Below are 15,430 nucleotides of genomic sequence, written 5' to 3' on the forward strand. Positions count from 1 at the left end.
GTCTCCTTCGGTCGGCGGTGGTGGCGTTGCCGCTTCGTGTACGACGCGGGGGCGCCCTAGCGGCGCGGGGGCCGGAAGTGGTCGGCCCAGAAGGCGCTCATCTCTCCCACGCGGGCGGGCACCAGGGGGTGCTTGCCGCAGGCGGCGGCGAGATGGTCGAGGCGCAGCGCGATGCCGCGTCTCGCCACGTCAGGGCGGGACACGTGCGCGGGCCGCTCGGGCAGCTCGAACGACGGCCCGGCGGTCGTGCCCCGCCGTCCCGACGGCATGGTCACCAGCAGCTCCGCCAGCGGGCGCATCAGGCCGGTCATCATGTCGATCGCCGCGTTCATCAGGTCGGACCGGCGCAGGCTCCCGTCCGGGCACTCACCGAAGTGCTGGACCATGAGCTGCAGCGCCATGAAGTAGGAACGGTTGAACAGCTCCATGACCGACCGGGCGTCGGGGTCGGTGACCGTCTCCGTGGCGTGGTTTCCGTGCCCGAGGCTCGGATTCCGTACGACCGGATAGGCCGGGTTCCACCGCTCGCCGCCCGGCCGCGTCCCCGCGGCCGGTGCGCTGCGCAGCAGTTCGGCGATGCGCAGGAACGAGGTGTAGTGGGACTCCTCGGCGGCTTGTGGGGCGAGCACCCCGCCCTCGCCCTGCTCTGTGATGACGTCGATCGCGAACAGTGCGCTGGAGAGGTCGTCGACCTCCAGCTGGTAGTCGGGATGCTGCCGGTTGACCGTCTCCCGCAGGAAGAGGTGGTGCTCCCCGCCTCCCCTGCCCCTGTCCACCATGAACAGGTCCGGGACGCGTTGCAGGCCCTCCCGGATGTCCGCGTACAGCTCGCTCAGCGAGGCGTAGGGGTGCCTCTCGTCGTACGCGGCGGGGGCCGCGGCCGTGTCGCCGCGCCGCACCTCGCCCACGAGGTCCTCCGGCCGTTCGATCACCACGAAGCGTTCGACGCTGCCGGGACTCAGCTTCTCCAGGGCGAAGTCCAGCGGCACGGGCAGCTCGTGGTTGACGGTGCCGAAATCGACCGCGGGCACGTGGAAGGGCTCACCCACCGCGGTGAGGACGTTGTTGACGAGGAGGAAGTGGATCATCTCCTCGCGGGCGATGTTCAGCAGGATGCTGCGGATGCCCTCGTCGAGGGTCTCTCCGCCGTCACCGCAGGCGAGCCGGAGCTGCTCCGTCGTCCACACGCCCCGCCGCACGTACTCCAGGCCGGCGCCGTGGGTGGGCACCGAGTAGGCGGCGTACAGGTACTGGAGCATGACGGCCAGTTCGATCGCGGCGGCGTCGCGCAGCACCCGGACGAGCTCGCCGCGGGTGGTGATCCTGCCGCTCCTGCGGCCGGCCGCGGGCTCCGTGAGGAGGACGGTGTCCGGCACCTGCTGGGCGCGCAGAAAGGTCAGCAGAAGCTGTGCCTTCGGCTCGGACAGATCCCGCGTAGGCGGCATGTAGTAGGTCTTCGCCTTGTTGCGCGGGTCGCACATCTGCCAGATCAGCTTCGCGTAGGTCTCCACCTTGCACCGGTCCGCGAGGCTGAACACCTCCGCCTTCATGAAGGAGTACAGGTGCTCGTAGAACGCGAAGACCTCCCTGTACACCAGGTCGAAGGTCGCCTCGTCCTGACCGGTCCCGGCCAGCCGCCAGTCGTCGGGAAGCACCCGCACCGACAGATACCCTGCGCCGGGCCAGTATCCGAGCGCGTCGTCGAGGTCGTGGGCGAGGGCCGCGGAGCCGGGGAGGTCCAGGTCGCACGGCAGGTCGTCGGCGCCGGCGGACAGCAGGACGCGGGTGGTACCGGCCGCCGCGCCCCGCAGGGTGAACCAGCCGTTTCCGGCGTCGTCCGTGTCCAGGACACAGGCACTCGACCAGGTGCCGCCGGCGTCCCGCCGTCCCGCGCGCAGCCGGACGATGTCGACATCGGAGCACCGCGCCTCGGGGGAGCGCGCGGACGGATCGCGCGGGAGGGCCGCGGGGTTGAAGAACTGCCGTATGCCGATCCCGCCGACGGCGCCCGGACGGCCCCGTACGAAGGAGCGTACGGGCACCTCGATGTCGTGGTCCGCGTCGTCGGCGTCCCGAGGGTGCTCCAGGAAGAGACACGCGTCGTCGACCTGGACGTTGATCTCCTTCTCGCGCAGGTGCACCACCGGGCCGTCGGGGCCGGTGCCCACCAGGTGCAGCGCCTCCTCGGCCGCGGCGTGCGCCGGCATCTCGCTGGGAACCGTCACCAGGCCGCCGGTCAGGCCGTACGCCTCACCGAGATACGCCTGCCGGGGTACGAGTGCCACCAGCCGGTCGCTGTCCGCCGTACGCAGTTCGAGATCGCCGACGTCGACCGGCACCGGGGGGCGGGCCGCGGGGTCCTGCACCGGACCGGGCACGGGCACCGCGGTGATCATGTTGAGGGTGACGTGTTCGTCCGTCAGCTCGACGGAGAGGTTGTGCAGCCCGCCGGGGGGCCGGCCCGAGGCGCGGCGGTCCGGGACGAGCAGACGGCCCGCCGGGTATGTGCGCGACTCGTGCGGGCGCCAGGGGGCGATCGTCCCGCGCAGCTCCCACCGGCCCGGCCGGTCGGGAGCCTCGGGAGCCGACAGGTGGCCGAGTGCGAACTGCACCACCAGGCCGCCCACTTCCTCGGAGGCCACCGTGGCCCGCAGTCGCCGTACGGCCGGGGAGAGCGCCGCCTCGTCGAGCCACGTCAGGTCGTCGTCCTTGGTCACGACGAACTGGTGGACCACGGACCGGCGCAGCCGCTTCGCCAGCCAGTGATCACCGACGCCGGTGGCATGGCCGGTGTTGTGCCACCTCGGGGGGTGGAAGCCGGTGACGGCTCCGGTGGCCATGTACCCGACATCGTGGGAGCGTCCCTCGCGCCCGAAGCAGAACCGGCCGACCATGAGCGTCGTGGTCCAGTCGCAGGACGGATCGATGTCGAAGACGCGGGCCCGGTTGACCGTGGTGGCCAAGTACTCGTTGTAGTGGCCCCACATGTCGACACCGCGCCCGACCACCGGGTCGGTGGTGTCGACGTCGCCCGCGCCGCCCTCGACGCCGACGATCCGCGCGTCGACCGCGAAGTGCCCGTTGCCGGCGAAGTCCTCGCCCTTGGCCGCGTTGAACGGCCCGTCCGGCGCGGCGCGTCCCGTGCTGTCGTACCACGGCCCCAGCCCGTCAAGATGGTCGTGGTATTCCTGGGGTGGGCGGTGCGCCGGGAAGGGCTGCCCGTCGTCGGTGAGCGCGGTGTTCGTCGCCAGATCGACGAGACCGCTGCGCGGGCCGGTGGGCAGGTGGGTCGTCGCCACTCCGCGGAAATGCAGCCGGGGCAGGTCGAAGACGCTCACGCGGACCTGACCGAGCGGCTCGTCCGGGTGGCGGCGAACACGCGGCTCGTCCGCGGCTCGTACCATTCGATCTCGTGCGCGGCGTCGATCGCCGACTCGATCGCGCCCTCGATCCACGCGGGCTTCGACGAGCAGTGCTCGCCGGCGAAGAAGAGGCCTTTCTGCGGCCTGGCCGCCTCTCGTCGCTCCGCTTCGCGGAGTGCGGCTTCCTGGCCCCAGCGGACGGTGGCCGCTCCCCAGGACCATCGGTGGTCGCCCCAGGCCATGCCCGCCACGCCGAGGACCATCCCCGGTCTGCGCAACTCGGGATGCATCGCGCTCAGTTCCCTGGTGACGACCGCGTCCCGCTCCGACGTGCTCAGCCGGTCGAGCGCGTCGGCGTCCGGACCGATGGTGTAACTCGCGAGCAGCACCGCGCCGAGCGCCGGATCGCCTTCGGCGGGCGGGTAGTAGGTCTGCCGCACGTGTCCGCCGGTGAAGGAAGCACCCCCGCTGATGCCGTCCTTCTCCCAGAAGGGCTCGCGGCAGTGGAAGGCGATCTTCGTCGCCGCCCAGTACTTCGTCTCATGGACGATGTTCAACTTGTCCTGGTCGAAGCCGGTCAGCCGCATCCTCCGGAGCACCGTGAACGGAACGGTGCACACCACGTAGTCGCAGGTCTTGATGAGGGTCCTGGCGCCTTCGCGGATATGCAGGGTCACCCCGTCGTCGCGGACGCCGATGCCCACCACTTCCTGGCCGGTCGAGATCTTTCCCCTGATCCGGGACGCGAGCCGCCGGGGGAGCATGTCCATCCCGTCCCGCAGCCGCACGATGGTGGCGCTGGTCTCGTCCAGCACATCGTCGAGAAAGCGCTCGAGGCGCGGCGGGCAGAACGACCGCACCTGGGGGTGGTCGGCGAAGAAGGCGTGCAGGTCGATCCTTTTCTCCGAGCTGCCGCACCGGTAGGGCGTCAGGTCGATGTGATCGACGAGATTCAGCAGTTCCACATCTATCTCGTTGTGCAGCTCACCGTAGAACGCACGGGGGGCAATGGCCCTGATGCTGGCATCCAGCCAGGCCCCGAACAGCAGCGTGTTGTCCCGGTAATGCCGGTTCGGCAGCCCGGCGGCGAATTCGTCGACAAGGGCTTCATGCGCGTCGCGCACGCGAAGATATCCGGAAGAACTGGGCAGGTAGGCGGCGTCGTCGGAGAAGAGCGTCCGGAATTCACGCACCTGGTTCTGCAGGCCGAGTTCAGCAATGTAGTGCATGGTCAGCCGGTGTCCGGCGGGGATGCGCATCGCCCCGAGCTCGGCGAACGGACCGGCCTGACCGCCACCCGCAAAGCGATGGGTGCGAATACGCCCGCCGACCTCGCCGCTTCCTTCGATGACCTCGACGTGATGTCCGAGGCGTTCCAGTTCATAGGCCGTCACCAGACCGGCGATGCCGGCGCCGATCACGGTGACCTTCCTCGGTCCACCGGCGGCACCGTCCGGCCTGTCAATCTCCTGCAAGGGTACCGTCACAGGTTTCCTCCAGTACGCGAAGTTCAAGGCTCAAGGCCGGGAGCATGTCCTGGATGAACCCAGCTCCCTTCCCGGTCCTGGAAAAGGGCGATGCCGGGGATTGCTCGTCGGCCCAATGCTTCCGCGGTGGGAGCGCGTTCATATCCCCCGGAGGACCGGGGCACGGATGGTTTGATCCGTGATCCGCCGACGCGATCGGGGTGGCGCGGCGACACCACCCCGCACGAATGTGCGGGGTTTACCCCCGCGCCGCCGTCCGGGGCCCTGGGCGGGCCGATGCTGAGGTGATGGCCGGACGGCCGGGTCCGTGAGTGACCGGGCCGACCGGCGGAGGCAGTGTCACCAGACCCTGACGGAGGCGACGTTGACGCGAGTGTTGATCGCTACCACACCGGCACCGGGGCACGTTGTCGGCTTGCTGGAGGTGGCGCGCGAACTGACCCGGCGCGGCCACGAGGTGTGGTGGTACACGGGCCGCGCCTTCCAGCAGCAGGTGGAGCAGACCGGGGCGCGCTTCGAACCCATGAGCGCCGAGATCGACTTCGGCGGCCGGAGCCGGGAGGAGGCCTTCCCGAGCCATGCCGGGCTGACCGGGCTCGCCGACTTCAAGACCGGTGTCCGGGACATCTTCTACCGGAGCGCACCGCGCCAGATGGATGACCTGCTGGCAGTGCTCGAACGGTTTCCGGCCGACTGCATCCTCGCCGACGACATGTGTTACGGCGCGTGCTTCGCCGCCGAGCGCACCGGGATACCGCTGGCCTGGCTGAGCAATTCGATCTACATACTCGGCAGCAGGGACACCGCCCCGATCGGCCGGGGAATCCAGCCCAGTTCCTCGCCGCTCGGCCGGATCCGCAACGCGCTGCTCCGGTTCGCCGGGGACCACCTGCTGATGCGGGACATGCGCCGGGAAGCCGACCGCACGCGTGCCCAGGTGAATCTGCCCCGGCTCGGCACGGGCGCCATGGAGAACATCGCGCGACCGCCGGCCCTCTATCTGGTGGGCACCGTACCGTCCTTCGAGTACCCCCGCAGCGACCTCCTCCCCGGAACCCACTTCGTGGGCGGGCTCCTCGGCCTTCCTCCGGAGACCTTCGACCCGCCCGGCTGGTGGGACGAGCTGCGCGACGACCGGCCGGTGGTGCTCATCACCCAGGGCACCACCTCCGACGCCGTCGACTGGCTGCTCGTCCCCGCCGTCCGGGCACTGGCCGACCAGGACGTGCTCGTCGTGGTCACCACCGGGAGCGCCCTGGACGTCGACCGGCTGCGCCCCCTGCCGGGCAACGTCCGTGTGGAACGCTTCATCCCCTATCACCACCTGCTGCCGCACGTGGACGTGATGCTGACCAACGGCGGCTACAACGGCGTCAATGCGGCCCTCGCCCGGGGGGTGCCCCTGGTCGTCGCACCGGGCACGGAGGAGAAGCCCGACGTCGCGGCGCGGATCAAATGGGCGGGGGCCGGTGTCGTCCTCAGCAAGCGGGCCGTGTCCGCGGCCGGCCTGCGCGACGCGGTGAACACCGTACTGAACGACGACCGCTACCGACGGCGGGCAGCCGAACTGTCCCAGGAATACCGGAAATACGACGCCCCGCGACGGGCCGCCGAGCTCATCGAGTCCATGGCCGATTCCCAGGGCCAGATCCCCACTGGAGGTGTCACACGTTGAACGCCACGACCAAAACCGGCCTGGCAGAAGCCCCCGAGACGACCATGCCGACGGATCCCGGGCCCTTCGACTGCATGCCGGCCCTGCTGGCAGCTGCGCGGGTGGCGCCCGTCGTCCGGATCCCCTACCTCGAGCACCACGCCTATGTCGTGTGCGACCCGGAGCTGGTGCGGACCGCGCTCACGCACCCCAACCTGCTCAAGGACGTGACACTGGTCCCCGACTGGATGCGCAAGCCGGGCCTGATGGTGGGATCGCAGCCTCCCCCGGAATACGCCCGCGCCATGATCATGAGCGATGGCGAGCACCACGCCCGGATCCGGCGGATGCACGCACCGGTGCTGAGTCCGCGCAACACCGAGAAGTGGGGTGAGCGGGTCGGCGTCAAGGTCGAGGGATTCCTCGACGAGCTGGAGCAGGCCCATTCCGCCGCCTCCTCCGAAGTCAACGTGGTCACGGACTACACGCACCGGATTCCGCTGGCCTTCATCTCCGAGATGCTCGGCCTGCCCCCCGCGGCGGAGCGGCAGCTGCGCAGCATCACCGACGTCATGCTCTACTCCTCCGACTATCCTGCGCGCACCGCGGCGGTCGGGGCGCTGTACGCGGCGGTCGAAGGCTGGGTGCGCGACCCTGCCCCGCTGGCCGACGGGGTGATCACGGGTCTGCTGGCCTCCTCCGACGGGCCGGACGCGGCAGTCACCGAGGGCGAAGTCATCGTCTGGACGCTGGGGATGATCATCACCGGCTACGAGACGACCGGGAGCCTGATCTCCGCATCGATCTACGAGGCTCTGCGGCATCCGCCCGAGGAGCGCCCGCAGACCGAGGACGAGATCAAGGCGTGGATCGAGGAGACCCTCCGAGTGCACCCGCCGTTCCCGCACCCGACCTGGCGCTTCGCCGCCGAGGACATCGACCTCGGCGGATATCTGATCCCCAAGGGCGCCCCGTTGCAGGTCAGCATCGCGGCGGCGAACCGGCAGCCGGACGAGGAAGCCGACAGCTTCGCCGCGGAGCGGCAGGGGCAGGGCCACATCACCTTCGGTCTCGGCATGCACTACTGCATCGGCGCCTCGCTGGTCCGGCTGGAGGCCCAGATCGCGTTGGACGGATTCCTGCGCCGATTCCCGAAGGCGCGGCTGAGCACCGCCACCGACGTCGAGTGGGAGTCGGAGTGGATGATCCGCCGGCTGGCCGTCCTGCCCGCCGTGCTGGCCTGAGTGAGGACCTCGGGCCGTCCCCGCGGAAGCCCGGCGCGACCGTGTCCGGCCGGGTCGGCACCGAGCGGTGCGCACGTCGCAGGCCGGCCCAGGCGACCGTATCGAGCGGAGGCGCGAGGCGATCGCAGCGCGCACCGGCACACCCGGCCGGTGCGGACCGCCCGGCCGAGTCCGGTGACCGTATGACGTGGCATCGGTGTGGCCTTCCGCTCGCCACGACCCGGTGAGCGGACGGGGTCGGCCCAGACCGAGTCCGTACCGTCGCGCGGGCCGAGTCCACGGTCGCGCGGGCCGAGGACGTGGTGGCCTACGGCAGAACGACCGGCCGACCCCCAGAGCCCACACGTGCCGACCGACCGCTTCCGGGGGTTGCGAGGCTCGTTCGGGCTTACCGGCACGAGTGGTGAGCCCGGTCCTTCCCTTCCACGGATGGCCGGGGAGACGGCTCCTGCCATGACACCCGTGTGCCGAGAGGTCACGAGGTGCCGCAGATCCTTTGGGGCCGGGCCTTGCCGAGACCGTCGCGTGATACGCCGCCAACCGCCGGTGGTGAGCTGCTGAAGACGCGCGTTCATGAGGTGGTCCGGGCATGAACCGGGCCGGGCACGAGGTGATCCGGTCGTGGGCCGATCCGGCGGGGGCGGGGCTTCGGGGGGCGGGGTTTGTGCTACGCCTTGGACCGGATCAGAGCCGTACGGGACCGTATCCCGAGCTTGCGGTAGATCTGCCGCAGGTGAAACCCAACCGTATGCGGGGAGATGAACAGGTGGCGGGCGGTCTGGCGGTTGGTGAGCCCGCTGCCCACCAGTTCCGCCACCTTCCGTTCGGTCTTGGTGAGGCTCTCCCAGCCGGAGACCGGGCGCTTCTCGTGCGTCCAGTGCCGGCGCCGCACACCGAGACGGCGCAGCCGGGCCCGTACACGTGCTGCGTCCCGCTCGCCGCCGAGTGCGCCGTAGGCGTCCAGCGCACGCTCCAGCTCACTGATCGCGATCTCGTTCTCTTCGTCGCCGCGGTCGAGCAGCAGACCGGCGCGGTCCTCGGCCGCAGCGGCCCGCGCCCACGGGTTCCGGTGCAGTCGGCCCGCCCTGTCCAGGGCATCCGCGTCTCCTTCGGCGAGAGCGCGCGCATGCATGGCCGCTGCGAGCACCGCGGGAACGCGCCGGTTGTGCGTGCGGAGGTACTCCGTCGTCTCGACCACCGTCCGGACCATCTCCGGCCTGTCCACCGCGAGCGCACAGCGGACGCACCATGCGGCGGCGGCCGGATCCTCCAGAACGACTTCGCGCAGCGCACCGGCCTGCGCCGCGATCTCCGCAAGCAGTTCCGCCGCTGCCCGGGGGTCCGCCTGGGCCTCGGCCAACTGCGCGTTCAGCAGAAGGCGGGCCGCCCACCAGGGACTGGACGGATGCTGCGGGAAGTCCTTCTCCAGGGTCTTGATGTGATCCTCGGCCTGGGTGAGCGCTCCCTGGCGCAGTGCGACGGAGGCCAGCACCAGCCACGCCTGTGGGGCGAGCATCGGTACGTACGGCCCCTCCGGGCCCACACCGGCCCTCGCCGCCTCCTCTGCCTCGTCCAGGCGTCCCTGGGCGAGATGCAGCTGTGCCCGGAGTACGGCCGGGACGGCGGCGGCCAGCGTCCTCGCGTCCGAGGCGGTCGTGCGGGCGGAGCTCTGGACGACCACCTCCGCCTCGTCGTACTCATCGGTCCTGACGAGCGCGAAGCCGAGGAACCAGCGCGGATCGAGGAACTGCAACCGCGCGCCCTCGCCGCCCCGGTCGAGTGCCACCGCTTCACGCAGGCTCTCCACCGCGGCACCCACCTGACCGTCGCGCCACTGGCCGAACGCGCGGAAGGTCATCGCGCCCACCTGCACGGCCTGTGCGTGGCGGTCGGGCGCGCCAAGGATCGTCTGCGCTCGTTCCACCGCGGTGCTGTCGCCCGTCAGGTAGGAGGCGGCGAGATGGGTGATCACGGCATCCCCGTGCTGGAATCCGCCCTCGTGCCCCACGAGCGAGTCGTGTGCGGTCCGGCGTGCCGTCTGCACGTCTCCGAGCAGCAGCAGCACCGCCGACATCGACGCCTGCAGCGCGGCGATGTCTCTGGCAAGCTCCGCCGAAAGCGGGGCCGCGAGCCTCGTGGTCTCCTCGATCGTGCCCTTGGCCAGGGTGATCGCCCGGTCCAGGTCGCCCGCCCTGGTGAGTGCCTCGACCGCTGTCTTCGCCAGGCGTACGCGCTCGGTCTGTCCGGGATCCATCAGCTCCATGCAGCGGGTCGCCAACGACGCCGCGGTCGAGGGGTCGGCGGACAGCAGCCTCTGGGCTCCTTCGGCGATGATGCGCAGTTCCTTCACGTTGCCGGGCTGGGTGATGTGCACCAGTTGGAGGGCGGCGCGCTCGATGCCGCCGGGACGTGCGAGCAGCATCTCCGCCGCCTGTCGGCGCAGCAGTGCGCACACAGGTGGCGGCACGGTGTCGAGCAGCACACGCCTGATCGGCTCACTGCGGAACGCGATGTCGTGCTCACCGCAGACCAGAAGCCTCCGGCTGACCGCCTCGTCCACCGCTGCCAGCAGGCCGATCGGTGCTTCGCCGAGCATGGCCGACAGATCCTCCGGCGCGAACGGCGAACCGAGCACCGCTGCCAGCCTGAGCGCCTTCATGGTGGGCTCGGAGAGCGATCGCAGATCCTTCTGGATCAGCGCGGAGAAACGCTTCGGCAGCAGCGACGGCAAGCACCCGCCGACCCCGACGGGGGCGCTGCCGGGTGGCTCGGCCTGCAGCCGGGAGGCACCGTCGACCACACATATGTCGCCGTTCTCCACGAGCCCGCGCATCAGCTCGATCACCGCACGGGGCGTGCCGTTGACGCTGTCCGCCAGGTCGAGGAGCGCCGGGTCGGGGGCGGCACCGGTACAGTCGGCGATCAGCTGCGCCAACGCCTCGCCCGCGAGGGGCCCCAGCTCCCCCAGCGGCTCCACGGGGAGCCTGCCCCGGAGCTTGCCGAGCAGGGTCCTCACCGGCTCGGACGGCACGGTGTCCCGGTCCGAGGCGACGGCGAGCAGCCAGAGGACCGGGCGACCGCTGCGGGCCACGACGAGTTCATGCAACCTTGTTAATGCGTGCGGGCCTGCCAGGTGCAGATCGTCCAGAACGACGATGGTGCGGATGTGTTTGGCGTCGTTGCGCAGCCATTCCCTCGCTGCCTCGATCGCGGAAGCCGCGCTCGGACTGTGTGACCGGTCTTCGGCAGTGTCCGACGTCCCGGCAGACACCAGAGCCGCCCTGGGAGCAGCGGCGTCGGAACAGGCCGATACGCCGTTGACGACCGCGAAGCCTTCTCTGTCGGCGATGCCGACGGCTTCCAGGAGAAGGCGGGTCTTTCCCGCACCGGGCACCGCCTCCACCAGAAGGACCTTGCTCCGCCGGGCACTTGTCACGCTCTGCAGGTTCGCCCTTATCTGCGCCAGCTGTCTCCCTCGGCCGCGCACCTGCGGTGGCACTTGTACGTAAGGACCCATGACGCTCCATATCGCGATCTCGAGGGTGACGGAGACGAGTACATCGCCCCCGGCGACCTGCACGGGGTGCAGGACCGGGCGTCATGGGGGGCGGTGCTTGGGGCTTGGCAGTACGCACGTTGAATGGTCAACCGTGCAGCCCGGCACTGATGGCGCAGTCCTCCACCTCACTTCCAAATTCCAGCTTCCAAAGGGGAATACACTCTCCTGCGGCATTTCCTTCATCGCCAGGGCGCAGCGGCCGAAATCGAACGAAAGCCGCCGACTGCCGCACCTACCCTCGATCTTTGAGCTCCCAAGGGCCGGCCGCCGCATGGAAGCGCGTGCTTTCCGCCCGATCGTGCTCCAATATTTGGCGTGATCTGTGCGTGACAGAAGGGCCGCCGAGGAATGGACGGTTCACAAAAACTGCTTCTATACCCTCGCGCCACACAATGGGCGAGTGTGGACAAATTGGCCAGGCTTGGTCGCGGCCGACGGTGGGGAGTGTCGGCGGGAACCTCGACGGGTCGGCGCAGGAGCCGGTGGTACGCGTCCGGTTGCGCCGGGCGGGCCCGGAGCCCGTGCCGGACGTTACCGACCCGGCGGGCATCGGGGCGCACCTGCCCGTCCGCTCACACACCGCTCAGGCACACGACCGGAAGTCCAGGGCCCGTTGAAGCCCTTTCCCAGGGCCTGCCTTTTCAGCTCCCCCTACCCGGCCATCGCCCGGGCGACGTCGGCCGGGGTGAACCTCTCGCCGGCGGAGGCGGTGGTCAAGCGTGGGCTTCCTCGAGGGACGCGAGAGCCGCGTCGAGGCGACGGGTGGCTTCTTCGGCGACGGGTGCCATGGCTTCGAGCCCGGTGAGGGCCACCATGGTGCCGGGGTCGATGGCCTGCACGACGACCTGGTGGCCGTCGGCCCGGACAACGACGTTGCAGGGCAGCAGAAGCCCGATCGAGCGGTCGGCCTCCAGTGCCCGTCGGGCCAGGGGCGGGTTGCAGGCGCCGAGGATCAGGTACGGCTCCATGTCGTGGCCGAGCTTGGCCTTGAGGGTTGCCTGGACGTCGATCTCGGTCAGGACGCCGAAGCCCTGCTCGGCCAGGGCCTGCCGGACGGCCTGCTGGACCTCCTCGAACGGGCCCTCCAGGTTCACGGTGCGGTCGCAGGACACGGTCTCCCACCTCATTTCCCGTACGGCCGGTGCCTCCGGCGCGCGGTGCGCGTGTGACGGCTGCCACCCTTCGGAATATACCCCGGGGGGTAAGGATGTTAGGGTGAATGAAATACCCCTGGGGGTAATTTTGGAAGGGAGTATCGCCCGTGTTCTTCGTTGACACCATCGAGCTCGAGGGTCTGGGTAACCACAGCTACCTCGCCGGTGGCGAGCAGGCGGCGGTGGCGGTCGATCCGCCTCGCGACATCGACCAGGTGCTCGCGGCAGCCGCACGACGAGGCGTGCGGATCACCCACGTCGTCGAGACGCACATCCACAACGACTACGTCACTGGCGGCTTGGAGCTGGCACGGATCACCGGGGCCGCCTATCTGGTCCCGGCCGGGGCACGGGTCTCGTTCGCCCGGACCGCCGTGGCCGACGGCGACACCGTCGACGTCGACACGGAACTGGCCCTGGCGGCCGTGGCGACGCCGGGTCACACTCCGCATCACACCGCGTACGTGCTCAGTGAGGCGGGGCGCCCGGTCGCCGCGTTCACCGGCGGCTCCCTGCTCATCGGCACGGTCGGCCGTCCGGACCTCGTCGAGCCTCGTCTGACCGAGCAGTTGGCACGCGCCCAGTACGCCTCGGCTCATCGCCTCGCCGACGCCCTGCCCGACGACACGGCGGTCCTGCCCACGCATGGCTTCGGCAGCTTCTGCTCGTCCGCGCAGGCCGACGGCGACACCACGACGATCGGGAAGGAGAAGGCCGCCAACACGGCCCTCACCGCCGACGTCAACACGTTCGTCGCCGACCTGCTCGCGGGTCTGGAGGACGTGCCCGCCTACTACGCGCACATGGGCCCCGCCAACGCCACAGGCCCCGACCCCGTCGACCTGACCCCGCCCGCGATCGCCGATCCGGACGAGATCGCCACACGGCTCGCAGCCGGTGAGTGGGTGGTGGACCTGCGCAACCGGATCGCGTTCGCCGAGGGACACGTTGCCGGTTCGTTCAACTTCGAGGCCGACGGCAAGCTCGCCACGTACCTGGCCTGGATGATCCCCTGGGGCAAGCCTGTCACTCTGCTCGCCGAGTCGGCCGGGCAGCTGTCGGCCGCTCAGCGGGAGCTGGTGCGCGTCGGCATCGACCGGCCGGCAGCCGCCGCGACCGGCGGTCCCGCGACCTGGCTCCGCGACGGCGAGAGCGCCGCGTCCTTCCCGCGCGCCACCTTCGCGGAACTGGCGGAGCGGGACGAGAACGGCATGGTCGTGCTGGACGTACGCCGCGACTCCGAACGCGCCGACGGATGGATAGCGGGATCGGTCCACATCCCCATCCACCAGGTCCACCGCCGCATCGGCGAGGTGCCCGACGGCACGGTCTGGGTGCACTGCGCCGGCGGCATGCGCGCCGGCATCGCCGCCTCCTTGCTGGACGCAGCCGGACGACGAGTCGTCGCCGTGGACGACGGCTTCGACGCCGCAGCCGAGGCCGGACTGACCGTCGTCACCGGCTGAACCCAGGAACGCCCGGCCGCCGGGCCTGTGACAAACCGAAAGAGAAACGAGAAAGGTGACGTCGACGATGTTCCTCTTCCGTAGGAGCGAACAACGCCTGTCCGTGGCCGAGGCGCGCGCCCGCACCGGCGGTGACCGGCCCGAGGCCGTGCTGCTGGACGTGCGGGAGAAGCCCGAGTGGAAGGCCGGACACGCTCCCCACGCGGTGCACGCCCCGCTGACCGGGCTGGTCGAGGGCGCCGCGCTGCCCGCAGGGGCCCAGGGCCGCCCGCTCGTGGTGATCTGCCGCAGCGGGCACCGCTCGCAGCAGGCGGCGAAACTCCTCGCCGAACGGGGCGCGGAGGCGGTGGACGTCAAGGGCGGCATGAACGCGTGGGCCGCCGCCGGATTCCCGGTCGTCGACGAACGCGGGAACACCGGCTCGACAACGTGAGTGTCCTGATCCTCGCCCTGGCCGCCGGGGCCGCCATCGGGTTGGCCCTGGGCGCGCTCGGCGGCGGAGGCAGTGTCCTGGCGGTTCCCGCGCTGATCTACCTGCTGGGGTTCTCCCCGGCGGCGGCGACCACCGCCAGCCTGATCATCGTCACCGCGACCTCTGCCACCGCCCTCTACGCCCACGCGCGAGACGGCAGCGTGGCATGGAAGACCGGGGCACTCTTCGCGGCAGCGGGCGTCGTACCGGCGTTCCTCACCGGATCCGCCGCCGGGCTCCTCCCGGCAGCGGCACTCACCGCGGCTTTCGCGGTCATCGCCGCGCCGGCCGCCCTGCGGATGCTGAACCCCTCACACTTCGAGCCGCCGGAGCGGATACGTCCCGCCAAGGCGGCGGGAGCGGGTGCCGGGCTCGGGGCCGTGACGGGACTCCTCGGCGTCGGCGGGGGATTCCTCGCCGTCCCCGCCCTGGTGAGCGTCCTCGGCCTGCGCATGAAGCAGGCCGTGGGCACCAGCCTGCTGGTCATCACCGTCAACTCCCTGGCCGCGCTCACCGCACGGACGGGAACCGGCGGGGACCTGCGATGGGAGGTGGTCGCCCCGTTCACCGGTGCGGCGATCCTCGGCGCCTGGGACGGAAAGCGCCTCGCTGCGAAGATCACCGGGCAGGCCCTGCAGAGGATCTTCGCGTTCGTTCTGCTCGGGGTGGCGGCCTTCATGCTCGTCGACGTGATCGTCTGAGCACGCAGGCCGCTGCGGGTTCAGGCCAGCGAGAGGAACAGCTTCTCCAGCCGGCGTCGCATCTCCTCCCGGTCCTCACCTGAACGACGGCCGCCCTCCACCTCGGTCAGGCACTGCTGCAGTCCAGTGGCGATGATCGCGAACCCGGCCCGGTCGAGAGCCCGCGACGCAGCCGCCAGCTGTGTGACGACCTCCTCGCAGTCCCGGCCCTCCTCGATCATCCGGATCACCCCGGAGATCTGCCCCTGAGCCCGGCGAAGCCGGTTCAGGACGGCCTTCAGCTCAGCTCCCGCCAGATCAAGCTCCATTACCACTCCTCATGAAATACCCC

At 70.4% G+C, this 15,430-nt stretch carries 10 protein-coding genes; 5 read left to right on the forward strand and 5 right to left on the reverse strand.

Annotation, left to right across the window (positions count from 1 at the left end):
- Positions 1 to 56 precede the first annotated feature (56 nt).
- Both ACZ4SA_RS16130 and ACZ4SA_RS16135 read right to left on the reverse strand, forming a co-directional pair.
- Positions 57 to 3,404, reverse strand: coding sequence for a ferritin-like domain-containing protein (locus ACZ4SA_RS16130; protein ID WP_468274535.1), 3,348 nt, complete (start codon positions 3,402 to 3,404; stop codon positions 57 to 59).
- Entirely contained in the window at positions 3,335 to 4,783 is a 1,449-nt protein-coding gene (locus ACZ4SA_RS16135) for a flavin monoamine oxidase family protein (RefSeq protein WP_468274538.1), read from the reverse strand. Before ACZ4SA_RS16135 ends, ACZ4SA_RS16130 begins: the two co-directional genes overlap by 70 nt.
- Positions 4,784 to 5,273: 490 nt before the next feature.
- Between ACZ4SA_RS16135 and ACZ4SA_RS16140 the strand changes: the two genes are divergently transcribed.
- Together ACZ4SA_RS16140 and ACZ4SA_RS16145 are read left to right on the forward strand one after the other, a co-directional pair.
- Positions 5,274 to 6,524 (forward strand): glycosyltransferase, encoded by a 1,251-nt coding sequence (locus ACZ4SA_RS16140; RefSeq protein ID WP_468274597.1) that lies wholly within the window; start codon positions 5,274 to 5,276, stop codon positions 6,522 to 6,524.
- Complete coding sequence (locus ACZ4SA_RS16145) at positions 6,521 to 7,747, forward strand: cytochrome P450 (RefSeq protein WP_468274541.1); 1,227 nt, start codon at positions 6,521 to 6,523, stop codon at positions 7,745 to 7,747. The genes ACZ4SA_RS16140 and ACZ4SA_RS16145 overlap by 4 nt, the downstream gene beginning before the upstream one ends.
- Positions 7,748 to 8,414: 667 nt before the next feature.
- Here the strand turns inward: ACZ4SA_RS16145 and ACZ4SA_RS16150 are convergent.
- Together ACZ4SA_RS16150 and ACZ4SA_RS16155 are read right to left on the reverse strand one after the other, a co-directional pair.
- Positions 8,415 to 11,183 (reverse strand): LuxR C-terminal-related transcriptional regulator, encoded by a 2,769-nt coding sequence (locus ACZ4SA_RS16150; RefSeq protein WP_468274543.1) that lies wholly within the window; start codon positions 11,181 to 11,183, stop codon positions 8,415 to 8,417.
- Between the two features lie 836 nt (positions 11,184 to 12,019).
- Positions 12,020 to 12,433 carry a DUF302 domain-containing protein gene (locus tag ACZ4SA_RS16155; protein ID WP_468274545.1) on the reverse strand — a complete coding sequence of 138 codons (414 nt, stop codon included), beginning with the start codon at positions 12,431 to 12,433 and terminating at the stop codon, positions 12,020 to 12,022.
- 134 nt (positions 12,434 to 12,567) lie between these two features.
- Here ACZ4SA_RS16155 and ACZ4SA_RS16160 point away from each other — a divergent pair, with 134 nt between their 5' ends.
- The 3 genes from ACZ4SA_RS16160 to ACZ4SA_RS16170 all read left to right on the forward strand — a co-directional run bounded on the left by ACZ4SA_RS16160 (position 12,568) and on the right by ACZ4SA_RS16170 (position 15,099).
- The gene (locus ACZ4SA_RS16160) at positions 12,568 to 13,926 is read left to right on the forward strand and encodes an MBL fold metallo-hydrolase (protein WP_468274548.1); all 1,359 of its coding nucleotides are present in this window, start codon (positions 12,568 to 12,570) and stop codon (positions 13,924 to 13,926) included.
- Positions 13,927 to 13,993: 67 nt separating this feature from the next.
- Positions 13,994 to 14,359 carry a rhodanese-like domain-containing protein gene (locus ACZ4SA_RS16165; RefSeq protein WP_468274600.1) on the forward strand — a complete coding sequence of 122 codons (366 nt, stop codon included), beginning with the start codon at positions 13,994 to 13,996 and terminating at the stop codon, positions 14,357 to 14,359.
- Positions 14,356 to 15,099, forward strand: coding sequence for a sulfite exporter TauE/SafE family protein (locus tag ACZ4SA_RS16170; protein WP_468274550.1), 744 nt, complete (start codon positions 14,356 to 14,358; stop codon positions 15,097 to 15,099). Before ACZ4SA_RS16165 ends, ACZ4SA_RS16170 begins: the two co-directional genes overlap by 4 nt.
- Before the next feature lie 20 nt (positions 15,100 to 15,119).
- Here the strand turns inward: ACZ4SA_RS16170 and ACZ4SA_RS16175 are convergent, their stop codons facing one another.
- Entirely contained in the window at positions 15,120 to 15,407 is a 288-nt protein-coding gene (locus ACZ4SA_RS16175; RefSeq protein ID WP_468274552.1) for a metal-sensitive transcriptional regulator, read from the reverse strand.
- Positions 15,408 to 15,430: the final 23 nt, after the last annotated feature.

This window comes from Streptomyces sp. NPDC027962 (assembly GCF_055566095.1).